The organism is Streptomyces sp. MGP-BFMKR1, from assembly GCF_057766585.1.
The window spans coordinates 3,051,960-3,075,824 of record NZ_CM173408.1; the positions used below are offsets into that span (position 1 = coordinate 3,051,960).

The window sequence follows — 23,865 nt, forward strand, 5'->3', positions numbered from 1 at the left end:
CCCCCGGGCGGCCGGTTCCGCGCGTCCGCCCCTGTGCGGCCGGTTCCGCGCGGCCGGTTCCGGGGGCGGGCGCGCACGCGGGCCGGTTACCGGGCCGCCGTGGCTAGGGCGTCAGCGGCCACCGTGGGTCCTTGCGGCCCGGCTTGCCCGGCTCGTCGCCGGTCGGCGGGTCGCCCGTCGGGTCGGGGCCCGGGGTCGGGCTCGTGCCGGTCGGGTCCGGCGACGGCGTCGGCGGTGTCGAGGGCGGGTCCGGGGTCGGCGTGGGCCTGGGCGAGGTGGGGGTCGGGTCGGGGGTCGGCGTGGGCGTCGGGCTCGGCGTGGTCGGCTCCGGGGACGGCTCGCTGGGCGTCGGGGCCGGGGGCGGCGCGAGGCTCGTCGGCGGGGCGCTGGGCAGCCGGGTCGTGGGGGCGGCCGGCCCGAGGTCGGTGTCGAGGTCGAAGGCCGAGGGGGCCTGGCCGCTCAGCGCCGCCTTGGTGTACGCGGCCCAGACGTGGGCCGGGTAGGCGCCGCCGTCGACCCGGCCGCCGCCGCCCGCGCCGCGCAGCGAGACCTGCTCGCCCTGCTTGACCTTGCCCTTCGTCTGGTCGGCCTCGCCGAACATGCCGACGGCCGTCACCAGGTCCGGCGTGTAGCCCACGAACCAGGCCGACTTGTTGTCGTCGGACGTGCCCGTCTTGCCCGCGACGGCTTGGCCCTCGGTGCGCACGGCCGAGCCGGTGCCGTCGTCCACCACGCCGGTGAGGACGGAGGTGACGGAGTCGGCGGTGCTCCGGCTGACGGCCTCCTCGCCCACCGGGTCCGGCAGGTCCGCCGCGTCGTCACGCTTCTCGGCCGACTTCACGATGGTGGGCGTGACCTTCTTGCCGTGGTTGTCGAGCGTCGCGTACACCCCGGCCATGTCCAGCGGGCTGGCGCCCATCACGCCGAGCGACATCGCCGGCCGCTCGACGAAGCCGCCGGCCTTCGGGTTCATGCCGAGATCGACGGCGGTCCGCTTGACGTCGCCGAGGCCGACGTCCACGGCCATCTGCGCGAAGACGGAGTTGACCGACTTGTTCATGGCCTGCTGCACGCTGATCGGCCCGTAGCTGCGGCCGTCCTCGTTGGGCGGCGCGAAGGGCGTCGTGCTGCCCCTGACCGGCCGCTCGCTGGTGCCGTCGTAGATGGTGCCGGGGCGGATCGGCAGGCCCTCGCGGGTCTTGGCGTCGTTCTCGAAGGCCGAGGCGAGGATCAGCGGCTTGAAGGTGGAGGCCGGCTGGTAGTCCTCGCGGGTGGCGTTGTTGACGTAGTGCCGGGTGTAGTCCCGGCCGCCGTAGAGCGCGACGATGCCGCCGGTCTTCGGGTCCACCGAGACCGCGCCCGCCTGCACCCGCGCGTCCACCGGTCGCGACTTCGGGTCGAGGTCGTCCAGGAGTTCGGTGTCCACGGCCCGCTCAAGGGCCTGCTGCCTGGTGCGGTCGATGTTGAGCGTGATGTCCCAGCCGCCGGCGGCGAGCAGGTCCTGCTCGTCCACGCCCGCCTTGATCAGCTCCTGTTCGGCCAGCTTCACCAGGTAGCCGCGCTGTCCGGTGTGGCCGGCGATCGCCTTCGGCGGCCCGGGAACGGGGAACTTCATGGCCTCCCGCTCGCCGGAGTCCAGCCAGTCCTTGCCGACCATGTTGTCGAGCACGTAGTTCCAGCGCTGCTTGACCAGCTTCTTGCCGACCGGCCCGGCCGCCGCCCAGTCGTACTGGCTCGGGGCCTGGAGCAGCGCCGCGAGGTAGGCGCCCTCGGGGACGGTCAGCTTCTCGACCTCCTTGCCGTAGTACGCGCGGGCCGCGGCCTGGATGCCGTACGCGTTGCGGCCGAAGTAGCTGGTGTTGAGGTAGCCCTCCAGGATGTCGTCCTTGGACTTCTCCCGGTCGAGCTTGAGCGAGATGACCAGCTCCTTGACCTTGCGGGAGACGGTCTGTTCCTGGGTGAGGTAGTAGTTCTTGACGTACTGCTGGGTGATGGTCGAGCCGCCCTGCTTGCCACGGCCGAGGACGGTGTTGACGATGCCGCGGGTGGTGCCCTTGAGGTCCACGCCGGAGTCGCTGTAGAAGTTCTTGTTCTCGGCGGCGACGAACGCGTGCTGGACGTCCTTCGGCACCTTGGACAGCTTCACCGACTCGCGGTTGACGTCGCCGGTGCGGGCGAAGACCGTCCCGTCGCTGTAGCGGTAGACGTTGGACTGGGCCTTGGCGGCGGCGTTGCCCGAGGGGACGTCCACGAGCACGTACAGCGCGGCGAAGGCGCCCATGACCAGCGCGACCATCCCGAGGGCGTAGGCGAGCAGCTTCCGCCAGGTGAAGAAGCGGCGGATGCCGGTCTTCTTCGGCCTGGCCGACGCGGCGCCGGCCTTGGCGGCCCTGCCGGCCGTGCCGGCTTTCGCGGAGCCGCGCCCGCGTACGGCCCAGCGTGGCGCGCCCCGCCGCGCGGTGGTGCCTTCGGCTCCGGTGGCCGCGCGGGGCGTGCCGCCGGGTATCGCCGCGGGCGCGTTGTCCGCCGTGGCGCCAGTGGGTTTCCTCACGCGGCGGGCGCGCTTCTGGCGCGCCCGCCTGTCGTCCGCTCGGCCCATGTCTCCCGCCGCTCCAGTCGTTCACCTCACCAGGTCAGACCATGTAGCTAACACCGCAAGAGGCGGCAAAAGCCCATCGATCAAGCCATTTCGGGAGGTGACAATGAGCACTTCTCTACGGGGAACCGACAAATGGCAGCGGCGGAGGGTTGCCCGCGCCGTAAATGTGTTATCACTTTGCTAGACACCACGTATGGGCGAGGACGACCGCCTCGCCGCCGCGCGCCGGCCCGGCGCCGCGCGCGACCAGCCCACGGACACGGGGGACCCCACCATGACCGACGCCACTCCACGGACGCCCACCCCGGGCGCCGACCCCGACGTGCCCGCGATGCCCGAGCCCCGGGTCCGGGAGTTCCCCGCGCACAGCGTGAGCGGCGGGCTCGCCCTGCTCGGCGGGCTGCTCGGCCTCTTCGGCGGCATCGGCGCGCTCGTCGGCGGCATCGCGCTGGCCAACGACGGCACGCCGGCGGCCGGCGTGCCACTGATCATCGGCGGCCCGCTGCTGGCCGTCGCCGCCTTCCTGGCCATGTGCGGGCTGAACACGGTCGCGCCGGGCGAGGCCCGCGTGGTCCAGCTCTTCGGCCGCTACCGGGGCACCATCCGCACCGACGGGCTGCGCTGGGTCAACCCGTTCACCAGCCGCGAGAAGATCTCCACCCGGGTGCGCAACCACGAGACGGCCGTACTCAAGGTCAACGACGCCTACGGCAACCCGATCGAACTGGCGGCCGTGGTGGTCTGGAAGGTCGAGGACACCGCGCAGGCCGTCTTCGAGGTCGACGACTTCCTGGAGTTCGTCTCCACCCAGACCGAGGCGGCCGTGCGGCACATCGCCATCGAGTACCCGTACGACGCCCACGAGGAGGGCGGTCTGTCGCTGCGCGGCAACGCCGAGGAGATCACCGAGAAGCTCGCCCTCGAACTGCACGCCCGGGTCGAGGCGGCGGGCGTACGGATCATCGAGTCCCGCTTCACGCACCTGGCGTACGCCCCCGAGATCGCCTCCGCGATGCTCCAGCGCCAGCAGGCCGGGGCCGTGGTCGCCGCGCGCCAGCACATCGTGGAGGGCGCGGTCGGCATGGTCGAGGACGCGCTGGAGCGCATCGCGGCGCGCGAGATCGTGGAGCTGGACGAGGAGCGCAAGGCCGCGATGGTCAGCAACCTGCTCGTCGTGCTGTGCGGCGACCGCTCCCCGCAGCCGGTCGTGAACACGGGCTCGCTCTACCAGTGACCGAGGAGCGCCCCCCGCGCCGGCCGCGGCAGCGCAAGCAGATGCTGCTGCGGCTCGACCCCGCCGTGTACGACGCCCTGGCCCGCTGGGCGGGGGACGAGCTGCGCAGCGCCAACGCCCAGATCGAGTTCCTGCTGCGGCGGGCGCTCGCGGACGCGGGCCGACTCCCCGGCGACGTCGGCGCCATTCCCCGCCGCGGGCGCCCCCCGAAGGCGGCGCACGCGCCGGAGCCCGCGGCCGACCCGGCCCCCGAGGCACCCGCCACACCGGACCCGGCCTCGGGCCCAGGCCCGGTCGAGCCGCCCCCCGAGCCGGACCCGACCGAGCCGGGCCCGACCGAGCCGGGCCCGACCGAGCCGGGCCCGACCGAGCCGGAGCCGGGCCCGGCCCCGGATGCCTGAGCGCACTCCCCTCGGCCCGACCCCGGACACCCGAGCCCGCTCCCGGGACTCCACCTCACCCCGCCCCCAGCGGCGCACCGCGACCCCAGCGCGGTGCGTCGCTTCGCGCTTCCCGGGCCCGTACGCCCCGCACCGCGCCCCGTTCCCACCGATTCCCTCACCCCCTCGTCCTCCTCCCACCAGGCACGATGCGCTATACGCAGCGGCTATACATACCGCGTATACACATGATGTAGAGTCCTCGTCATGTCCATCGGCCACACCCTTCTCGGGCTCCTGGAATCCGGGCCACGCCACGGTTACGACCTCAAGCGCGCGTTCGACGAGCGCTTCGGGCACGACCGTCCACTGCACTACGGGCAGGTCTACTCGACCATGTCCCGCCTGCTGAAGAACGGCCTCGTGGAGGTCGACGGGATCGAGGCCGGAGGCGGGCCCGAGCGCAAGCGGTACGCCATCACCGACGCCGGGATAACCGACGTCGGCCAGTGGCTCGCGCAGCCCGAAAAGCCCGAACCGTACCTTCAGTCCACCCTCTACACCAAGGTGGTCCTCGCGCTGCTGACCGGCCGGAACGCGGCCGACCTGCTCGACACCCAGCGCGCCGAACACCTGCGGCTGATGCGCGAGCTGACCCAGCGCAAGCGCGGCGGCGACCTCGCCGACCAGCTCATCTGCGACCACGCGCTGTTCCACCTCGAAGCCGACCTGCGCTGGCTCGAACTCACCGCGGCCAGGCTCGACCAACTCGGCAAGGCGGTACGCGCATGACCCCCGCCGGCTCCCTGCTCGTCGCGTCCGCGCTGCGCAAGTCCTACGGGCCGACCCCGGCCCTGGACGGCGCGGACTTCTCCATCCACCCCGCCGAGGTCGTCGCGGTCATGGGCCCCTCCGGGTCCGGCAAGTCCACCCTGCTGCACTGCCTGGCCGGCATCGTCCAGCCCGACTCGGGCACCGTGCGCTACAACGGCCGCGAGCTGTCCTCGCTGCCCGACCGGGAGCGCAGCGCGCTGCGCCGCGGCGAGTTCGGGTTCGTCTTCCAGTTCGGGCAGCTCGTCCCGGAGCTGACCTGCCTGGAGAACGTGGCGCTGCCGCTGCGGCTCAGCGGCACCGGCCGCAAGGCCGCCGAGGCGCAGGCCGCGGAGTGGCTGGAGCGCCTTGAGGTGGACACCGTGCGGGCCAAGCGCCCCGGCGAGGTCTCCGGCGGCCAGGGCCAGCGGGTGGCCGTGGCGCGCTCGCTGGTCACCCGGCCGCGGGTGCTCTTCGCCGACGAGCCGACCGGCGCGCTCGACTCCCTCAACGGCGAGCGCGTGATGCAACTGCTCACGGACGCGGCCCGGGACACCCGGGCGGCCGTGGTCCTCGTCACGCACGAGGCACGGGTGGCCGCCTACTCCGACCGCGAGGTCGTCGTACGGGACGGCAAGGCCAGGGACATGGCGGGCGCCGTATGACCACGCGCCCCCATAACCCCGACACCGCCGACGCCCGCGCGACGGGCGCGTCACGCGCGTCCGTCGCGGCCGGTGCGTCCCCCGCGGTCGGGGCCTCGGCCCCGGCCGGCGCGGGCCCGGGCGCCGGCGGCCGGCCGCGCGGCCTGCGGAACCGGTTCGACCCCGCCGGCTGGGCCCGCGACCTCGGTCTCGGCGCCCGGTTCGCGGTCACCGGCGGCCGGCAGGGCTGGACCCGTACGCTGCTCACCGCCGTCGGCGTCGGCCTCGGCGTGGCGCTGCTGCTGCTCGCGGCGGCCGTGCCCAGCATCCTCGACAACCGCAGGGACCGCAGCCAGGACCGTTCCGTCGTGGGCTGGAACGAGGAGATGAAGCCGGGCCCCACCACCTTCCTGCGCGCCAGCGGCGACACCGAGTGGCGCGGCCAGGAGATCGTGGGCAACCTGCTGCGCGCGGAGGGGTCGCGGCCCCCGGCGCCGCCCGGCGTCTCCGCCATGCCGCGCCCCGGCGAGATGGTGGTCTCGCCCGCGCTGCGCGACCTGTTGCGGCGCGACGACAGCAGCGTGCTGCGGGAGCGGTTCGCCGACTACCGCGTCGTCGGCACGGTCGCCGACGAGGGGCTGCTCGGCCCGGCCGAGCTGGTCTACCTGGCCGGCAGCGACCGGCTCACCGAGAAGAACGCCCACCGCGCCGACCACTTCGGCAGCGACGGCCAGGGCGAGCCGATGAGCGCCGTGCTCATCCTGCTGGCCGTGATGGTGTGCGTGGTGCTGCTGATGCCGGTGGCGGTCTTCGTCGGTACGGCGGTGCGGTTCGGCGGCGAGCAGCGTGACCGACGGCTGGCCGCGCTGCGGCTGGTCGGCGCCGACCTGCGCATGACGCACCGCATCGCGGCCGGCGAGTCGCTGGTCGGCGCGCTGCTCGGACTGGCCGTCGGCTGCGCGATGTTCCTGATCGGGCGGCAGTTCATCGGCTCGGTCACGGTGTGGGACATCAACGTCTTCCCCTCCGACGCCGCACCGCACCCGGCGCTCGCCGCGCTGATCGCGGTGGCCGTGCCGGCCTGCGCGGTGCTGGTCACCCTGCTGGCGCTGCGCGGCATCACCATCGAACCGCTGGGCGTGGTGCGCGGCGGGACGCCGAGGCGGCGCCGGCTGTGGTGGCGCCTGGCACTGCCCGCGCTCGGCTTCGGGCTGCTGCTGCCGATGGTGGGCGGCGTGAGCTACGACGCGGGCAGCGACCTGAACACCTACCAGGTGGCGGCCGGCGCCGTGCTGGTCCTGGTCGGCGTGACCGCCCTGCTGCCGTGGCTGGTGGAAGGGTTCGTCAACCGCTTCCGGGGCGGACCGCTCTCCTGGCAACTGGCCATCCGTCGCCTCCAGTTGAGCAGCGGCACGGCGGCCCGTACGGTCAGCGGCGTCACGGTCGCGGTGGCCGGGGCGGTCGCCATCCAGATGCTGTTCGCGGGCGTCCAGGACGACTTCGAGAAGGACACCGGCCGCGACGCCGACGCGCCGCGCATCGGCCTCTCGCGGGGCGTGACGGGCGGCGCCGACGCGGCGGGCACGATCACCGCGATCCGCGAGACGCCCGGGGCCCGCGACGTGGTGGCCCGGGTGCGGGCCAGCATCGGCAAGGCCGGCATCACCGACCGGCACACGGAGAGCGCCCCGGTCGAGGAGTTGTTCATCGCCGACTGCACGAGCCTGCGCACGTACTACGACATCGGTACGTGCGAGGACGGCGACGTCTTCCGCAGCGGCCTGTCGCCGAGCAGCTTCGCCAAGCCCGGCGCGGCCGTCGACATCACGCCGCCCCTCTACGGCGACACCCCGAAGGAGCACCTGTGGACGGTGCCGGCGACGGCCCGCACCGTGGCGCCGCGCGCGGACGCGCCGGACGACGTGGTGCAAGGCGTCGTGGCCACCCCCTCGGCCGTGCCCATCGACGTCCTCGACGACCCGTGGCTGCTCATCGACCTCGACACGGACCCCGCGGTGCCGGACTCCCTGGAGCGGGTACGGAACACGGCGATGCGGATCGACCCGAGCGCCGCCGTGCTGGCCTACGCCGACTTCGAGCGCAACGAGCGCTACGAGGACATCCAGACCGGCCTGTTCGTCGGCGCGACGGTGACACTGCTCCTGATCGGGGCGTCCATGGTCGTCACCCAGCTTGAGCAACTCCGCGACCGCCGGCGGCTGCTGTCGGTCCTGGTGGCCTTCGGCACGCGGCGCACCACGCTGGCCTACTCCATCCTGTGGCAGACGGCCATCCCGGTCGCCATCGGCCTCGCCCTCTCCCTGGCGGGCGGTGCGGCACTCGGGGTCGTCCTGCTCAAGATGGTGGCCCGACCGGTTCAGGACTGGTCGGCCCTGGTCCCGATGGTCGGCATCGGCGCGGGCGTCATCGCCCTGGTGACGCTGGTCAGCCTGCCACCCCTGTGGCGGATGATGCGGCCGGACGGGCTGCGGACGGAGTGATACCGATCGGGTGAAGCCCGCTGTACGGCACACACCCGTGAGCTCGCCCTACGACGATCTCCTCGACACCAGCCACCAGGAGGCACCCATGTCTGCCGCAGCGGTCGAACCCTCCTGCGCCGGCACGTCCGCCCTGCTCAGGGAGGCCGAGCGGCTCGCCGACAAGCTCCCCGGCTACCGCGTCGAGATCATCGGGGGCGAGCTCACGGTCACGCCACCGCCGGACGGACCGCACGGCGAGTCGCTGACCGAACTTCTCTTCGCCTTCGCCCCACTACACCGGGGCGCGACCCGGGTGATCCAGGGCATCGGCATCCGGCTCCCCGACGGCCCGGACGACTACGCCGTACCGGACCTGTCCATCGTGGACGCCGACTACCGGGAGCGCCCCAGCCTGGCCAACTGCTACGACCCGGCCGTCTTCCGCCTCGTCCTTGAGGTCACTTCAGCCAACTACGGCAACGACCTCAAGCGGAAGGTGACGGCCTACGCCATCGCCAAGGCGCCGGTCTACGTGAGCGTCGACCGCGGGCACGAGCGGCTGCGCGTACTGCGGCATCCGGTGGCCAACGCGTACGACGAGCACCGCGTGCCCGCCCCAGGCCAGCACGTCACCCTGCCGGACTCCATCGGCGTCGAGATCACCCTCGACGTGGCGGCCATCCTCGACGCCGCCCGGCCCTGACCTCCACCACCATCCGCTAAGCCGCCTCCGCCACCCGTACCGGCAGCGCCCGCATCGCCTCGCGCAGGGACTGGGCGAAGGACTCGAACTCCGGCTGGCGTGCCGCGCCCGCGCGCATCGCGAGCGCGATCTGTCGGGAGGGCGCCGGGTCGGCGAAGTAGCCGGTGGTGAGCTGGTCGTTGCGGGCCGTCTCCACCTTCAGCGCGGTGCGCGGCAGCAGCGTCACGCCGAGCCCGCCGGCCACGAGCTGCACCAGTGTGGAGAGCCCGGCCGCGCTGGTGGCCACCGGCGCGCCCGGGCGGCGGCCCACCTCGCGGCAGATGTCCAGCGCCTGGTCGCGCAGGCAGTGGCCCTCGTCGAGGAGGAGCAGGTCCAGCTCCTTGAGCGCCTCGCGCGGCACGTCGGCGCGCCCGCCGAGCCAGTGGTCCTTCGGCATGACCAGGACGAAGTCCTCGTCGAACAACGGCAATTCCGTGACCTGCGGCACCCCGAGCGGCACCGCGAGCAGCAGCAGGTCGAGCCGCCCGTGGGCCAGCCCGTCCAGCAGCGAGCCGGTCTGCTCCTCGTGCACCTGGAGGTCGAGCCGCGGGTAGCGGGTGCGCACCAGCCGCAGCACGGTCGGCAGCAGGTAGGGCGCGACGGTCGGGATCACCCCGAGGCGCAGCACCCCGGTGAACGGGGCCCGGGCCGCCTCGGCCTCCTCCATCAGCTCGCCGACCGCGTCGAGCACCGTACGCGCCCGCTCGGCCAGCCGCTCCCCCGCCGGGGAGAGCAGCACCTTTCGCGTCGTACGCTCAAGGAGCTGCACGCCCAGCGACTCCTCCAGAGCCGCGACGGCCCCCGACAGCGCGGGCTGGCTCATCCCGATGGCGGCCGCGGCGTCGCGAAAGTGCAGGTGCTCGGCCACGGCCACGAACGCGCGAAGCTGGGCCAGACTGGGCTGCCGGGGTCTGCTCCCGGGTGTGACAGGCGCCACCACTGATAACCACCTCCGATCAACTGTTCCCAGTTTAGCTATTTCCGTGATCAATGGCTTCTGTGGCACTGTGGCCTTCGTCCAGCCCCCAGGAAACTCCTGTCACAGGGGTTTCCTTGCTCACAAGGAGAGCCCGTGCTCACTGTTGGTGACCAGTTCCCCGCTTGGCAGCTCCTCGGCGTCGAGGGCCCTTCGACCGACAAGCTGGAGATCAAGGAGTACAGCTCCGAGGACTTCAAGAACGGCTGGTCGGTCGTCTTCTTCTGGCCCAAGGACTTCACCTTCGTCTGCCCGACCGAGATCGCCGCGTTCGGCAAGCTGAACGACGAGTTCGCCGACCGTGACGCCAAGGTCCTCGGTGTCTCCGGCGACTCCGAGTTCGTGCACCACGCCTGGCGCAAGGACCACCCGGACCTGGCCGACCTCCCCTTCCCGATGCTGGCCGACTCGAAGCACGAGCTGATGCGCGCGCTCGGCGTCGAGGGTGCCGACGGCTTCGCGCAGCGCGCCGTCTTCATCGTGGACCAGAACAACGAGATCCAGTTCACCATGGTCACCGCCGGCTCCGTGGGTCGTAACCCCAAGGAGGTCCTGCGGGTCCTCGACGCCCTGCAGACCGACGAGCTGTGCCCCTGCAACTGGACCAAGGGCGACGAGACCCTCGACCCGGTCGCGCTGCTCTCCGGCGAGTGAACGAACGAGACTGAGGAACACCCGTGGCACTCGATGACCTGAAGTCCGCAGTTCCGGACTACGCCAAGGACCTCAAGCTGAACCTCGGTTCGGTGATCGGCAACTCCAACCTGCCGCAGCAGCAGCTGTGGGGCACGGTGCTCGCCTGCGCCATCGCCTCCCGCTCGCCGCGCGTGCTGCGGGAGTTGGAGCCGGAGGCCAAGGCCAACCTCTCCCCCGAGGCGTACACCGCGGCCAAGTCGGCCGCCGCCATCATGGCGATGAACAACGTCTTCTACCGGACCCGGCACCTGCTGTCGGACCCGGAGTACGGCAACCTGCGCGCGGGCCTGCGGATGAACGTCATCGGCAACCCGGGCGTGGACAAGGTCGACTTCGAGCTGTGGTCGCTCGCGGTCTCCGCGGTCAACGGCTGCGGCATGTGCCTGGACTCGCACGAGCAGGTGCTCCGCAAGGCCGGCGTGGACCGGGAGACGATCCAGGAGGCGTTCAAGATCGCCTCCGTGCTGCAGGCCGTCGGCGCCACGCTCGACGCCGAGGCGGCCCTGGCCGAGTAGCCAGCGGAGCCGGCAGGACGCGGCTCACCTCGTACGACCGGCACGGCCGTACGAGCACGATGGCGCGGCGCACGCCGCTGGTACGCACGCGCCAACCCCGCACGAGGGCCCCGTGGACAGTTCGCTGTCCACGGGGCCTGTGTGTTTTTCGGGCCCCTGGGTGTTGTTCGGGCCCTGTCGCCGGGGGCGGCGCTGGGCCGTCCGGGCGAGGGGGGCCAACTGCCGGTACGCCGACCGGGGGTCACCCGCGTGGGCCCTCGGCGTGTCGCGCGGGCGCGTCGGGCTCACCTGGATGGCGGACTGGTAGGCGCGGGCCGCGCGGGCGCGCCGGCGCGCGGCATCCGGCGCGCCGGTCCAGCCCTGGCGCCGGGGAGGGTACGTGCCGGCCTGGCGTGGCCTCGCCACGGACGGAAACGGACCGGGCCCCCGTCGCGGTGGACGGGGGCCCGGTGGGGCGTGAGGTGAGGCGCCGTCAGTCGGCCGGTGGGGCTGCCTGGTCGGGGCCGGGCGCCGGGGGCGCCGCGGGCGACTCCTGGGCCGGCGGCGCGGCCGGCTGCCCCGCGGGCCCGGCCTCGCCCGACGGCGCGGGCTGTCCCGACGACGCGGCCTGTCCCGACGGCGCGGGATGGGCGGCGGCGGGCGCGGAGGCTGCGGCCACCCCGGGGGCGACCGGGGCGATCTCCGCCACGGTCGCCCCGTGCGGGCCCGGCATCGCGCGCAGCGCCTGCTCCTTGGCGTGCGCCCGCAGATAGCCGACGACGGTGTTGGCGACGGCCACCAGCGGCACGGCGACCACCGCGCCCCCGATGCCGGCGATCAGCGAGCCCGCGGCGACCGAGAGCACCACGGCCAGCGGGTGCACCCGCACGGCCCGGCCGAGGATGAACGGCTGGAGGATGTGGCCCTCGATCTGCTGCACCGCGAGCACCACGATCAGCACCATCGCCGCCGTGAAGACGTCCTGCGTCACCAGCGCCACCACCACCGCGAGCGCGCCCGAGATGACCGCGCCGACCAGCGGGATGAAGGCGAACAGGAAGATGAAGACGGCCAGCGGCACCGCCATCGGCACGTCGAGGAAGAAGATGCCGACGCCGATGAAGATCGCGTCGATGAGGGCCACTATCACCGTGCCCCGCACGTAGCCGGTCAGCGTCTGCCAGGCGCGCGGCCCCGCGCCCGCGACCCCCTCCCGCGCGGAGGCGGGGAACAGCTTGAGCACCCAGTTCCAGATCTTCGGCCCGTCGTAGAGCAGGAACAGCGTGCTGAACATCGCGAGCATGATGCCGGTCAGCAGCTCGACGATGAACGTCACGCCCTCCAGACCGGCCGAGGTGATCTCCTCGGTGTTGTTCCCGATCGACTCGCGCAGGTTCTTCGCGATGTCGTTGATCTGGTCCTCGGTCACGTGGAACGGGCTGTTCAGCAGCCAGCGGCGCAGTTCCTCGATGCCGTCCTGCACGCGCTCGGAGAGCGAGTCCAGGTTCTCCATCACCTGCCAGACGACGAACCAGCCGACCAGCCCCATGATGATGAAGCCCGCGATGAAGACGATGGCGGTGGCCAGACCGCGGGGCACGCCCCGGCGCCGGAGTCGGGAGACCGTCGGTTCGAGCAGCGCGGTGATCAGCAGGGCCGCGACGAAGGCGAGGACCAGCAACCGCACCGCGCTGATGACCCGCATCAGCACCCAGACCGTGCCCGCGAGGACCAGCAGCCGCCATCCCACCTCCGCGGCGACCCGCACGCCCCAGGGGACGGCGGCCACGGGGTCGGCGCGCGGCGCTATGGCCGGCGCGTACAGCGGCGGCGCCGGCACCTGGGCCTCCGCCGCGCCCGCCGGCTCGTCGGCCGGTACGGCCCGCGGCGGCGTCGCGGCCGGTTGCGCGGCGGCTGGCGCCGGGACCCCGGGCCCGCCGGCCTCGCCCGCGCCCTCGCCCGATCCGGCGACGGTCCCGGCGCCCGACGGCGGTGCCGCGGGCGTACGTATGGTGTCGCGTGGCTCATCGGACGCGGCCGGGCCCGTGTCCTCGCGTTGTGCGTCGAGTCGCTCGGCGAGCCGGGTCAGCCCGGCCCCGAGACCGCCGACCCACCGTGGCAATCTGGACATGAATCTCTTCCTACCCCCACTCCCCCGAGGCCGTCCGGGATGACGTTACACACACGAAGCCCCCGACCGGTCGCGGTCGGGGGCTTCGTCACGTCACGTGGGTCCCGGAGCGGACCTGACGCCGTTTAGTACCAGTGGTTGGACTGCCAGAACGACCAGGCGCCACACGGGCTGCCATAGCTCTCGTTCATGTAGTTCAGGCCCCACTTGATCTGTGTGGCCGGGTTGGTCCGCCAGTCGGCGCCCGCGCTGGACATCTTGGAGGCGGGAAGCGCCTGCACCAGGCCGTACGCGCCCGAGGACGGGTTGGTGGCCTTGTAGTTCCAGGTGCTCTCGTGGTTCACGATGTTGCTGAAGCACTGGAACTGGTCACCGGGGACCAGTTGCCGGGCGATCGACTGGACCTCGGCGACCGAGTAGGAGCCCTGCTGGGGGAAGGAGGAGGTGGAGACGGAGTCGCGGGAAGCGGACCGGCTGGCGGCCTCTTCCTTCTTCTCCTTCTCGCGCTCTTCGGCGGCCTTCTTCTCGGCCGCTTCCTTCTCCGCCCGCTCCTTCTCGGCCTTCTCCGCCGCGGCCTTCTTGGCCGATGCGTCCTTGGCCGCCTGCTTACGGGCCGACTCCTCTGCGGACTTCTTGGCCTCCGCGTCCGCGGCGGTGGACTGGACGTCTGCCTGCTGCGTCAGGGATGCGGTCTGCACCTGGGCCTGCTGCCCGGCGGGGATCTCCGCAAGGATGGTCGTGTCGGCCGCGGTGGCCTCGACCGGTTCGGTGGTCGAGCCCTTGTCGCTGCCTGACGCGACGCCCACGACGGCGCCGACGGTGGTGACCGCAGTAGCCGAGGCCACTGCGAATCCCCGGACCGAGATCCGGCTCACACGGTTTCCTTCCAGCATCGTCCACATAGGTGACCTCGCGGACGCAATCGTGCCCCTGGCGCTGGCTTCCCTCGGCCGTTCCCGGTGGTGCCGGGATCGGTTGGTCACGGGAGGCACGGACCCGGTGCGCCCTCCGAAGAGGTCCGCGTGGTGCTCGGGCGGCATACGACGAACGCTGTTCAGTTCTGCTCTGTATGGGGCGCCTCAACGCTGGGGTTGAGGCTGTGTCGTATGCGGGGCCTGACAGGACCCACACCCTGCCGGAGCCACGACCCGGACGCAATTCTCCGCTGCGTGGGAAAGCTCACATGGCGTTTGGCGGCACCTATTCGAGGAAATCGAAGCGCGACAAGACGCCGCGCGACTAAGCTCCCGGCTTCGCCGCGCGGCGTCGTGGTGGACGAGTCGGACTAAACCCGCCCCTCCTCCAGCATCTCGGTCACCAGGGCGGCGATGGGCGAACGCTCCGAGCGCGTGAGCGTGACGTGCGCGAAGAGCGGATGGCCCTTCAACTTCTCGACCACCGCGACCACGCCGTCGTACCGGCCGACCCGAAGGTTGTCGCGTTGCGCCACGTCGTGGGTGAGGACGACACGCGAATTGGCCCCGATGCGGGACAAAACAGTCAACAGAACGTTCCGTTCGAGTGACTGGGCCTCGTCGACGATGACGAACGCGTCGTGCAGCGAGCGGCCTCTGATGTGCGTGAGCGGCAGCACCTCCAGCATGCCGCGGCCCACGATCTCCTCGATGACCTCCGCCGACGTGACCGCTGACAGGGTGTCGAAGACCGCCTGCGCCCAGGGGCTCATCTTCTCGGCCTCGTTGCCCGGCAGGTAGCCCAGCTCCTGGCCACCCACCGCGTACAGCGGCCGGAAGATCATCACCTTGCGGTGCTGACGCCGCTCCAGGACGGCTTCGAGCCCTGCGCACAGCGCCAGCGCCGACTTGCCCGTACCGGCCCGGCCGCCCATCGAGACGATGCCGACCTCCGGGTCGAGCAACAGGTCGAGCGCGATGCGCTGCTCGGCGCTGCGCCCGTGGATGCCGAACGCCTCCCGGTCGCCGCGCACCAGGCGTACGCCGCCGTCCGCGGTGACCCGGCCGAGCGCCTTGCCGCGCGCCGACTGGAGGACCAGCCCGGTGTGTACGGGCAACTCCGCCGCCTCGGGCAGGTGGGCGGTCTCGGCGGCGAACAACTCGTCCACCTGCTCCGGCTCCACGGTCAGCTCGGCCATGCCGGTCCAGCCCGAGTCCGTGATGGCCAACTCCGCCCGGTACTCCTCCGCGAGCAGGCCCACCGACGACGCCTTGATGCGCAGCGGCAGGTCCTTGGAGACGACGGTGACGTCGTACCCCTCGGCCTGGAGGTTCCTGGCGACGGCCAGGATGCGGGAATCGTTGTCCCCCAGACGGAAGCCCGCCGGCAGGATGCCCGGGTCGGAGTGGTTGAGCTCGACGCGCAGCGTGCCGCCGAGATCGCCGATCGGGATCGGGGCGTCGAGCCGGCCGAACCGGATGCGGTACTCGTCCAGCAGGCGCAGCGCCTGCCGGGCGAAGTACCCCAACTCGGGGTGGGCCCGCTTGGCCTCAAGCTCCGTGACCACGACGACGGGCAGCACGACTTCGTGCTCGTCGAAGCGGGCCATGGCGCCTGGGTCGGCCAACAGGACGCTGGTGTCGAGGACATAGGTGCGCCGGTCGTGCTCGCGGCGTTTCTTGCTGGTCACCACGGGTGGACGAACCCCCTCGGGAGAGGTTGGGGTGCGACGGCGTCGCGGGAGTGGGGTGTCCCCGCCCATGGCGGGACACACGGGCCCCGTCGGCGGCGGGGAACGGGCCGGGCTCGGACCCTGCGGGGGCCGTGCGCCGGCCTTCCGCGAGCGCCGTCCACGAAGTGGCGGCGAAGCCAGGGGCTGCGCCATCCGTTCGGCACGGGCGTCCTGGGTGCAAAGGCCCTCCCGGGCGGGCGGCACCCATGCCGCCCGCTGGCATTCCGGCACCCCAGGGGTGGGGCGCCGACGTGAGAGGAACATTCCCGCCAAGTGCGCGGCCCATGCCGGGCATATGACAACGTCGGTGATTCGTCGTCTGCCGTTCCCTGGCGCTACCTGGCGTTAACCGCCGTACCGCCGGTGGCGTGCCGCGTAGTCACGCAGTGCGCGCAGGAAGTCCACCTTGCGGAACGCGGGCCAGAAGACCTCGCAGAAGTAGTACTCGGAGTGCGCGCTCTGCCAGAGCATGAAGCCGGACAGGCGCTGTTCGCCGCTGGTGCGGATGACCAGGTCGGGGTCGGGCTGGCCGCGGGTGTAGAGGTGCTCGGCGATCATCTCCACGTCGACGACCTCGGCCAGTTCCTCGAACGTGGTGCCCCGGCTGGCGTGGTCCAGGAGCAGCGAGCGCACCGCGTCCGCGATCTCCTGCCGCCCGCCGTAGCCGACGGCGACGTTGACGATTATTCCGTTCACGTGCCGGGTGGCCTCCTCGGCCTCCTTCAGCACGGTCTGCGTCTGCGCGGGCAGCAGGTCCAGGGTGCCCACGTGGTGCACCCGCCAGCGGCCGTCGGCGGCCAGGTCGCGCACGGCGCCCTCGATGATGCGCAGCAATGGCTGGAGTTGGTCGTCCGGGCGGTTCAGGTTGTCCGTGGACAGCAACCACAGCGTGACGACCTTGACGTCCGTCTCGGTGCACCAGCCGAGGAGTTCGCGGATCTTGTTGGCGCCGGCGATGTGTCCCTCCGCCGTGGTGCCCCCGGCGGCGCGCGCCCAGCGTCGGTTCCCGTCGAGAATGACGCCGATGTGCTTGGGCACCTGGTCGTGATCGAGGCGCCATTCCACCCGGCGTGCGTAGAGCCCGTACACCAGGTCGCGCAGCTTCACGTTCTCCAGCCCTCCATGCCGCGGCGCCTTCGTCTTCGTCCGGGTTCGTCCGTGGTGCCGCTCCAAGGGCGCCACCCTACTGCCGGGGCGGGGGTTCGGCGAAGCTGGGCCGGTCACGTGCGTATAGCGTCGGCCAGGACAGACCCCGGAATCGGGAAGCGACCACGCGAAGCCGGAAGCAGGAACCCCCGTGAACGACAACTCGCCCTACCGTGCCGCCGACGACCGCTACGACGCGATGGAGTACCGGCGCAGCGGACACAGTGGCCTGAAGCTGCCCGCGATCTCCCTCGGCCTGTGGCACAACTTCGGTGACGACCGCAGCCTGGAGTCCCAGCGCGCCATCCTGCGCCGCGCGTTCGACCTGGGCATCACCCACTTCGACCTGGCCAACAACTACGGCCCGCCGCCCGGCTCGGCCGAGCTGAACTTCGGCAGGCTGCTGGCCCAGGACTTCCGCCCGTACCGGGACGAGCTGATCCTGTCCACCAAGGCGGGCTACCTGATGCACCCGGGCCCGTACGGAGAGTGGGGCTCGCGCAAGTACCTGCTGTCCTCGCTGGACGCCTCGCTGCGCCGGATGGGCGTGGACTACGTCGACATCTTCTACTCCCACCGCTTCGATCCGGACACGCCGCTCGCGGAGACGATGGGGGCGCTGGCCTCCGCGGTCCAGCAGGGCAAGGCGCTGTACGTGGGCGTGTCCTCGTACAACGCGGAGCAGACCGCCGAGGCCGCGCGGCTGCTGCGGGAGATGGGGGTGCCGGCCCTGATCCACCAGCCGTCGTACTCGATGATCAACCGCTGGACCGAGGACGACGCGCTCCTCAACACGCTGGAGGCGGAGGGCATGGGCTGCATCGCCTTCGCGCCGCTGGCCCAGGGCCTGCTCACCGACAAGTACCTGGACGGCATCCCGGAGGGCTCGCGGGCCTCGCAGGGCAAGTCGCTCCAGCCCGAGCTGCTCACCGACGAGGTGGTGCGGCGGCTGCGCGGGCTGAACGAGATCGCCGCGCGGCGCGGCCAGTCGCTGGCCCAGCTCGCGCTGGGCTGGGTGCTGCGCGACCCGCGGATGACGTCGGCGCTGATCGGCGCGTCGAGCGTGCGCCAGTTGGAGGCGAACGTGGCCGCGCTGGGCGCCGCGCCGATCAGCGCCGAGGAGCTGGCGGAGATCGACGAGTACGCGCGGAGCACGGAGGGCGTGAACATCTGGGCCCGCCGCTGACCGACGTGGCCCCTACGTAGTCCGGGCGCTGCCCCGGCGCGGCCCCGGCGCGAGCGGGGGCCGCGCCGGGGTTGGCCGGGCCGTCCCCCGTCCGCCGTCCGCCGAGAGCCCGGGGCCCTGGGGGCCGGGCCCGAGAGCCCGTGGGCCGGGGCCCGGGCGGGATGCGGGCGGGATGCGGGCGGGATGCGGGCATGAAAAAGCGGGCCGGTCCGTGGGGGGGATACGGACCGGCCCGAGGGGGGGTTTCCACCATAACCCTTCGTGAGGGGTCTTGCGTGCACCTCGGGAGGTAACGGCGCGCTGGAATCTTCCCTCAGCCCGCCGCGAGGCCGCCCACGAGCACGCCCGCACCGGCCCCAATGATCATGAAAGGGCCGAAAGCCAGCGCCGCCTTGCGGCTCGCCCGCCTTGTCAGTACTAGGGCTACACCGTAGAAGGCGCCCAGCAGGAGGCCGGTGAACGCCCCCAGGAAGAGGACGTCCCAGCCGTACCACCCGAGGGCGACCCCGAGCGTCACCGCCAGTTTGACGTCACCGAATCCCATGCCCGCCGGATTGATGAGAAACAGCACAAAGTACGCGGCGCCCAGCGCGAGCCCGCCGAACACGGCGCGTGACCACGAGCCCGCCGCGCCGGGCAGCAGGGCCGCGCCCCCCAGCAGCGCGGCGGAGCCGAGCGCCATCGGCAGGGTGAGTACGTCGGGCAGCCGGTGCACGGCCAGGTCCACGCCCGCGAGGACCACGCTGAGCGGCACGAGCAGCAGCCACACGGCCAGCTCGGGCCGGGAGCCGACGGCCGCGGCGAGGCCCGCGCAGGCGAGCGCGCAGACGCCGGCCACGAGCACGCCGTTCGGCCCGTACGCACCGGGCGAGGTGTCGGCGGCGGCGGCGCGCCCGCAGGGGCCGCACCGGGCGAGGCCGAGCCAGCCGGCGGCGGGTCCGGTGATCGGATGGCCGTCCGGGCAGGCCGCACGCCAGGGCTCGTCGGGCTGGACGGCGAGCCGGAACAGCGGGCGGGTGGCCAGGAGCCCGGCGGCGATGCCGTACCCGGCGGCGAGAGCTATCAGCAGCGCATGCACGGGCCAGAGCCTACGGAACGGGCCACGGGCGCCGGCAGGACTGGTACAACGCTGATCGAACGCGCGGCGCGACCGGCGCGGGACCGGCCGGCACGGGGCGCGGGCCGCGCGACGGCGGCCATGGCGGTGTCGGCGGGCGACGGACGAGGCAGTGGGGTCGGAGGGGTGGCGGAGATGGGGCGTTGGCGTGATGGCCGGGGCACGTTGCGCGTGCCGCGCGCGCGGGAGGGCGCCGCACCACCCGGGGGCGGGCGGGAGGCGGCCGGGCCCCGGGGGGACGACCCGGGGGCGGCGCCGGCGCGGTCGGAGCTGGAGGTGCCGTTGGAGATCGCCGCGTCCTACCGCGCGCGCTCGCGTGGGTTGTTGGGCCGGACCGGGATCGCCGGGGCGCTGCTGCTCAGCCCGGCCAGCGGGGTGCACACCTTCCGGATGCGGTTCGCCATCGACGTCGCCTACCTCGACCGTGAGCTGACCGTCATCGCCGTACGCACCATGCGGCCCGGACGGCTCGGGCTGCCGCGACCACGCGCGCGCCACGTCCTGGAGGCCGAGGCGGGCGCGATGGAGCGCTGGGGGCTGCGTCCCGGGGTGCGCGTGAGCATCGGGTCGCCCGCTGGTCGCGGCACCCCTGCGACGGCTGGTGGCTCGTCTCCCTGACGCGGACGCACCCCTCCCAGGGCAGGAGGATGCGAGCAGGCCCGCGCGATGCACTTCCAGCTCGTCGCGTGTGAGCAGTGCGTAAGCGACTGTAGGCCACCCATGCCGGAACTAAACCCTTTTGAGGCGATGCGTCCGTTACGCTTCTATTTCGTCTCACCCGGTCGTGGCGCGTGGCCGGCCCGACCGCCGCCGTACCCTCCGCGCGACGGGCCAGACGACGGCGTCCGGACCGCACCACCGGCGCGGCGCGGTCCGGGCGCGGCGCTCGCGCGCCGGGCGCGGCGGCCTCGCCGCCCGCCGGCGCGGCGTCAGGCGGCGCCGCGCGGGAAGCTGACCTCGACCCGGCGGTTCTTCTTCCGGCCCGCCTCGGTGCCGTTGTCGGCGATCGGGTAGTCCTCGCCGTAGCCACGGATGTGGTACTTCACGCCGGAGTCGAGCTGCTTGGCGAGCCGTCGCTGCACGGCGTCCGCGCGTTCCTTGGACAGGTCCTCGCCGTGCCCGGTGGTGCCGAGGTCGTCGGTGAAGCCGAAGACGCGGACCTCGCGGGCGCCTTGGGCCTCGATCTCCCGGGCGATGACGTCGATGCGCGCGCTGGCCTGCCGGCTGAGGTCGGCGCTGTCCTTGTCGAACAGCACCTCGGACTGGAGGGCGAAGGTCACGTCCTCGTTGGTGACCTCGTGCCGTTCCTCGCCGTTGTCGGTCTCCACGATGGACTTGATGTCCAACACCTTGACCTGACCGAGCCGGGCGCCGTCGGCCAGCTTGAGGTCCGGGTCTGCGGCGTCCACCTGGACCGGCGGCGCGGCGACCTGGAGCACGCCCGGGCCCTCGTCGGCGTGGGCGGTCGGGACGGGTAGCGCGAGGACGGAGAAGGCGGCGAGCGCGAGGACGGTCGTGCGGGCGGCGCGGACGGTGTGAGCGGCGCGCGCGGCGCGGTCAGCGCGGGCGGTACGAGCCGTCGCGTGGGTGGGGGTCATGGCTCGGTCACCCGGTGATCTTGATCGTGGCCGGCGGGAACGTCGGCATCTGGAACTGCACCTCGTCCACCTCTTCCGGGGGCGCGGGGAACTGCATGAACACCGGCACCGTGGCACCGGCCTTGACGGTGCCGAGCCCCATCGTGCACAGGCAGCGCCCGTCGGTGTCGCGGAGCACGTAGTAGCGCTTCTTGCCGCCCGGGTCGATCAGCGTCGCGCCGGCCGTGGACGAGCCGTGCTTGATGACGTCGGTCTCGTCGCCGCGCCACTTGTTGGCGCGCGTGTAGATCCGGTCGCCGGTGTTCTCGACCTGCCCGCTGACCGTGACGAAGCCGCCGGAGTCCCGCTTGGCCTCGGTGAGCGAGAGCACCATGCCCATCTCGCCGCGGAGTTCGGCGATGGGTTCGAGCTCCGACACCGGTTCCTGGTCCGAGCCGCCGTCGCCCTTCGGCGCGTTGCCCCCGACGCTGGCCGACTGGCTGCCGGCGGGCCTGGCGTCGTCACCCTCGTCGCCGCCGCCCCCGCCACCGCAGCCCGCCACGAGCAGGGAGACGCTGACGGCGACCGCTCCAGCGGCCAGCGCCCCACGCGCCCTGGCGGTGTACCGAATGCTCATGAGTCGCTGCCCTTCACTGGTCAGTCGGCGAGATGCACGGAGAAGAGGTCCGCGACGTCCGGGAGCGTGTCGGGCCGCTCGGGGTCGATGGACCACTCCTCGCCGTCGCACGTGAACTCCACGGGCGGTGCCTTGGGTTTCTCTTCCGGCTTGTCGTCGCCATCGTTTCCGCCGTCGTCGTCCCCGCCGTCGCCCTCGCCGTCGTTCCCGTTGCCGTCGTCGCCGTCGCCGTCGTCGGTGTCGTCGCCGGTGGGGCGGGGGTCGGGGCTCGGCGTGGGGTCGGGCTTGCCGGGCAACCGTACGCAGCGCGGCTCGATCTCGGCCGTCGCCTCGGCCTCCGCGTGCCGCGACTCCGTACCCGGAACGATGGAGTCGCCCACGGTGTAACGGGTCTGCACGGCGACGTGGAAGGTGGGGTTGAGGCCGCCGGAGACGGTGCAGTCGGTGACGTCGGCGTCGTTCTCGGCGGCGAACCAGCGCGCCTCGTCGCAGGCGTACGGGCTTCCGGTGCCGATCCCGTCGAGGATGTCCTGCCACGCGTCGCCGCTGCCGATGGCGGCGAGCAACTCGTCGCGCAGCGCGTCGCGGTGTTCCTGGGCCGCGGCGAGGGCCGCCGCGTCGGCGGCCGTCTGCGCCCCGTTACGGGTGGCGCCCGCCTGGCCGACGGCGAAAAGGGCGAGGCCGAGAAAGAGAAGTCCCGCGACCGCGGTGATGTAAATCGGGAACGCCTGACCGGAATCCCCGGGGCCCGCGACGCGTCGAAGGCGTCTCACACGCCGGTGACCTCGGAAATCTTGTCGGTGATCGCGCTGAAGATCTCGTTGCCGATATCCGTACCCGAGATGCCGATCACGATCGCCACGACCACCGCGATGATCCCCAGGTACTCGACCGCGGTCTGTCCGCGGTCGTTTCCCAGAATGCGCTTCCCCATCGTTTTCCCCTTCATGGGCGGCCGTTCCGCTCCGGTTCGGCATGTCGGTCCCCGTGGTACCGCTCGCGACACGAGAAAAGTACGCCGAAACACCGGCACCGGAACAGGGCGTCCCGAAGCATTCTCTTCCGCGCAACCCGAGTTGAAACCTCTGAAGTCGCCTTCGTCGCAGACATCCCACGCGGCCCATGGATCTCACCTCCACTTCGGCCCGGCCGCCTCACACCGCACGCCCTTGGGCGCGCGATACCCGCGCGACGACTGTCCCATAGTGGATTGCATTTGCGAAGAGTTCGGCGATAACGGAATGGCGTCTGCCGCGGCGCACTGCACCGGGCGCGCGCCGCCGGGCGGGACGCCCGCGCCTGCCGGTACCGGCCGGGCCCACGCGCCCGGCGTGACGCGCCAGGACCCACCCGAACGGCGGCGCCACGCCGGCCACACGAAAGAACCCTTCCGCCCCAACAGCACGCGATCGACGCCCAGTTGATATCGCACGGTCAGTCCCCCGTCACCGATCCGAAGTCCGTTCCGGAGCCGATGAAGAACGCGGCCACGAGGAGCATCATGGTGCCGGGCACCATGAAGGTGGTGATGACCAGCGTCGCCTTGGGGACCGCGCGGGCCGCGCGGCGGCGGGCGTTCTGCGCGTCGGTACGGCGCATGTCGTGAGCGATCGCAATCAGGGTCTCGACGATGGGAGAGCCCAGTTCCTCGCCTTGTTGGAGCGCGGTGACGAACTGGGCCACCTGTTCGGAGTCATTGCGCTTGCGCAGTTCCTCGAAAGCCTGTCGGCGACTGACACCCATGTCCATCTGGCGCAGTGTGATGCGCAGTTCGTCGGCCCACGGCCCCTCGTACTTGTCCGCCACCCGGTCCAGCGCCTGCCGGAAGCTGAGTCCCGCGCTGACGACCACGGCCAGCACGTCGAGGAAATCCGGCAGCGTGCGCTCGATGGCGTCCTTGCGTTCGCGTACGGCAGCCCAGATGCCGACCTCGATCCAGAACAGGCCGAAGACCACGAGCAGCGCGGCCAGCAGGAACTCCCCGCGCACCGCCATGACCAGCGCCCCGCCGAAGCCGAGCACGCCGTAGACGGCGCGGCGGGCGGCGTACCGGTCGACGGTCAGGCCGCCCGGGTTGCCCGCCAGGTCGATGCGGCGGCGGACCTTGGCGACCCGGCCCGGGCCCATCAGGCGCAGCACCAGCGGCGCGTAGCGCATGCCGAGCCGGTCCACGGCCGAGCCGACCACCGTGGTGCGGGTGGCGCCCACCTCCAGGGCGACCGCCAGGTCGCTGGGCAGCTTGGCCTCGCGGCGGTAGAGCGCGATGCCGTAGCAGGCGCCGGCCGTGGACAGGCCGACGGCCAGCGCGAGCAACAGGCCGATGCCCATCCTCTGTTCTCCTCAGGGGTCGGATCGGGGTCGGGTCG

At 72.3% G+C, this 23,865-nt stretch carries 21 protein-coding genes and 1 pseudogene; 10 read left to right on the top strand and 12 right to left on the bottom strand.

Annotation, left to right across the window (positions count from 1 at the left end; all coding sequences use genetic code 11):
- Positions 1-103: 103 nt before the first annotated feature.
- Positions 104-2,599 carry a transglycosylase domain-containing protein gene (locus tag AC3CHW_RS11335; RefSeq protein ID WP_488470355.1) on the bottom strand — a complete coding sequence of 832 codons (2,496 nt, stop codon included), beginning with the start codon at positions 2,597-2,599 and terminating at the stop codon, positions 104-106.
- Between the two features lie 274 nt (positions 2,600-2,873).
- Between AC3CHW_RS11335 and AC3CHW_RS11340 the strand changes: the two genes are divergently transcribed.
- From AC3CHW_RS11340 to AC3CHW_RS11365, 6 genes and pseudogenes are all read left to right on the top strand, one after another.
- The gene (locus tag AC3CHW_RS11340) at positions 2,874-3,833 is read left to right on the top strand and encodes an SPFH domain-containing protein (RefSeq protein WP_187088473.1); all 960 of its coding nucleotides are present in this window, start codon (positions 2,874-2,876) and stop codon (positions 3,831-3,833) included.
- Positions 3,779-4,066 (top strand): annotated as a pseudogene (locus AC3CHW_RS11345) (type II toxin-antitoxin system antitoxin); the annotation flags it as partial. The gene AC3CHW_RS11340 and the pseudogene AC3CHW_RS11345, both read left to right, overlap by 55 nt.
- Positions 4,067-4,480: 414 nt before the next feature.
- Entirely contained in the window at positions 4,481-5,005 is a 525-nt protein-coding gene (locus tag AC3CHW_RS11350; protein WP_398611641.1) for a PadR family transcriptional regulator, read from the top strand.
- Positions 5,002-5,688 carry an ABC transporter ATP-binding protein gene (locus AC3CHW_RS11355; RefSeq protein ID WP_398611640.1) on the top strand — a complete coding sequence of 229 codons (687 nt, stop codon included), beginning with the start codon at positions 5,002-5,004 and terminating at the stop codon, positions 5,686-5,688. Before AC3CHW_RS11350 ends, AC3CHW_RS11355 begins: the two co-directional genes overlap by 4 nt.
- Positions 5,685-8,168 (top strand): ABC transporter permease, encoded by a 2,484-nt coding sequence (locus AC3CHW_RS11360; RefSeq protein WP_488470356.1) that lies wholly within the window; start codon positions 5,685-5,687, stop codon positions 8,166-8,168. Before AC3CHW_RS11355 ends, AC3CHW_RS11360 begins: the two co-directional genes overlap by 4 nt.
- An 88-nt stretch (positions 8,169-8,256) precedes the next feature.
- Entirely contained in the window at positions 8,257-8,853 is a 597-nt protein-coding gene (locus tag AC3CHW_RS11365) for a Uma2 family endonuclease (protein ID WP_488470357.1), read from the top strand.
- Between the two features lie 16 nt (positions 8,854-8,869).
- Here AC3CHW_RS11365 and AC3CHW_RS11370 read toward each other — a convergent pair whose 3' ends face one another.
- Positions 8,870-9,829: a hydrogen peroxide-inducible genes activator gene (locus tag AC3CHW_RS11370; RefSeq protein ID WP_459247387.1), complete on the bottom strand. Its 960-nt coding sequence runs from the start codon at positions 9,827-9,829 to the stop codon at positions 8,870-8,872.
- Positions 9,830-9,964: 135 nt separating this feature from the next.
- Here AC3CHW_RS11370 and AC3CHW_RS11375 point away from each other — a divergent pair, with 135 nt between their 5' ends.
- Both AC3CHW_RS11375 and AC3CHW_RS11380 read left to right on the top strand, forming a co-directional pair.
- Positions 9,965-10,522 (top strand): peroxiredoxin, encoded by a 558-nt coding sequence (locus tag AC3CHW_RS11375; RefSeq protein WP_277320258.1) that lies wholly within the window; start codon positions 9,965-9,967, stop codon positions 10,520-10,522.
- A 23-nt stretch (positions 10,523-10,545) separates the two neighbouring features.
- Positions 10,546-11,079: an alkyl hydroperoxide reductase gene (locus AC3CHW_RS11380; protein WP_176163798.1), complete on the top strand. Its 534-nt coding sequence runs from the start codon at positions 10,546-10,548 to the stop codon at positions 11,077-11,079.
- 472 nt (positions 11,080-11,551) lie between these two features.
- Here AC3CHW_RS11380 and AC3CHW_RS11385 read toward each other — a convergent pair whose 3' ends face one another.
- The 4 genes from AC3CHW_RS11385 to AC3CHW_RS11400 form a co-directional block, all read right to left on the bottom strand.
- Positions 11,552-13,189, bottom strand: coding sequence for an AI-2E family transporter (locus AC3CHW_RS11385; RefSeq protein ID WP_488470358.1), 1,638 nt, complete (start codon positions 13,187-13,189; stop codon positions 11,552-11,554).
- 125 nt (positions 13,190-13,314) lie between these two features.
- A complete protein-coding gene (locus AC3CHW_RS11390; RefSeq protein ID WP_488470359.1) occupies positions 13,315-14,064 on the bottom strand; it encodes an aggregation-promoting factor C-terminal-like domain-containing protein in 750 nt (249 codons plus the stop codon).
- A 410-nt stretch (positions 14,065-14,474) separates the two neighbouring features.
- Positions 14,475-15,797, bottom strand: coding sequence for an RNA 5'-3' helicase PhoH2 (gene phoH2, locus AC3CHW_RS11395; protein WP_176163795.1), 1,323 nt, complete (start codon positions 15,795-15,797; stop codon positions 14,475-14,477).
- Between the two features lie 384 nt (positions 15,798-16,181).
- Entirely contained in the window at positions 16,182-16,943 is a 762-nt protein-coding gene (locus tag AC3CHW_RS11400; RefSeq protein ID WP_176163794.1) for an isoprenyl transferase, read from the bottom strand.
- A gap of 190 nt (positions 16,944-17,133) precedes the next feature.
- On the opposite strand from AC3CHW_RS11400, the gene mgrA reads away from it, so the two are divergent.
- Entirely contained in the window at positions 17,134-18,168 is a 1,035-nt protein-coding gene (gene mgrA / locus AC3CHW_RS11405) for an L-glyceraldehyde 3-phosphate reductase (protein ID WP_488470360.1), read from the top strand.
- Positions 18,169-18,481: 313 nt separating this feature from the next.
- Here mgrA and AC3CHW_RS11410 read toward each other — a convergent pair whose 3' ends face one another.
- Positions 18,482-19,246: a prepilin peptidase gene (locus tag AC3CHW_RS11410; RefSeq protein WP_488470361.1), complete on the bottom strand. Its 765-nt coding sequence runs from the start codon at positions 19,244-19,246 to the stop codon at positions 18,482-18,484.
- A 174-nt stretch (positions 19,247-19,420) separates the two neighbouring features.
- On the opposite strand from AC3CHW_RS11410, the gene AC3CHW_RS11415 reads away from it, so the two are divergent.
- Entirely contained in the window at positions 19,421-19,903 is a 483-nt protein-coding gene (locus tag AC3CHW_RS11415) for a DUF192 domain-containing protein (protein WP_488470362.1), read from the top strand.
- A 311-nt stretch (positions 19,904-20,214) separates the two neighbouring features.
- Here the strand turns inward: AC3CHW_RS11415 and AC3CHW_RS11420 are convergent, their stop codons facing one another.
- The 5 genes from AC3CHW_RS11420 to AC3CHW_RS11440 all read right to left on the bottom strand — a co-directional run bounded on the left by AC3CHW_RS11420 (position 20,215) and on the right by AC3CHW_RS11440 (position 23,827).
- Positions 20,215-20,883, bottom strand: a complete 669-nt coding sequence (locus AC3CHW_RS11420; RefSeq protein WP_488470363.1) for an OmpA family protein — start codon at positions 20,881-20,883, stop codon at positions 20,215-20,217.
- Between the two features lie 7 nt (positions 20,884-20,890).
- The gene (locus AC3CHW_RS11425) at positions 20,891-21,499 is read right to left on the bottom strand and encodes a hypothetical protein (protein ID WP_381159080.1); all 609 of its coding nucleotides are present in this window, start codon (positions 21,497-21,499) and stop codon (positions 20,891-20,893) included.
- A gap of 20 nt (positions 21,500-21,519) precedes the next feature.
- Entirely contained in the window at positions 21,520-22,272 is a 753-nt protein-coding gene (locus AC3CHW_RS11430; RefSeq protein ID WP_488470364.1) for a pilus assembly protein TadG-related protein, read from the bottom strand.
- Positions 22,269-22,433 carry a hypothetical protein gene (locus tag AC3CHW_RS11435; RefSeq protein ID WP_176163787.1) on the bottom strand — a complete coding sequence of 55 codons (165 nt, stop codon included), beginning with the start codon at positions 22,431-22,433 and terminating at the stop codon, positions 22,269-22,271. Before AC3CHW_RS11435 ends, AC3CHW_RS11430 begins: the two co-directional genes overlap by 4 nt.
- A 500-nt stretch (positions 22,434-22,933) precedes the next feature.
- Positions 22,934-23,827, bottom strand: a complete 894-nt coding sequence (locus AC3CHW_RS11440; protein ID WP_176163786.1) for a DUF5936 domain-containing protein — start codon at positions 23,825-23,827, stop codon at positions 22,934-22,936.
- Between the last annotated feature and the right edge of the window lie 38 nt (positions 23,828-23,865).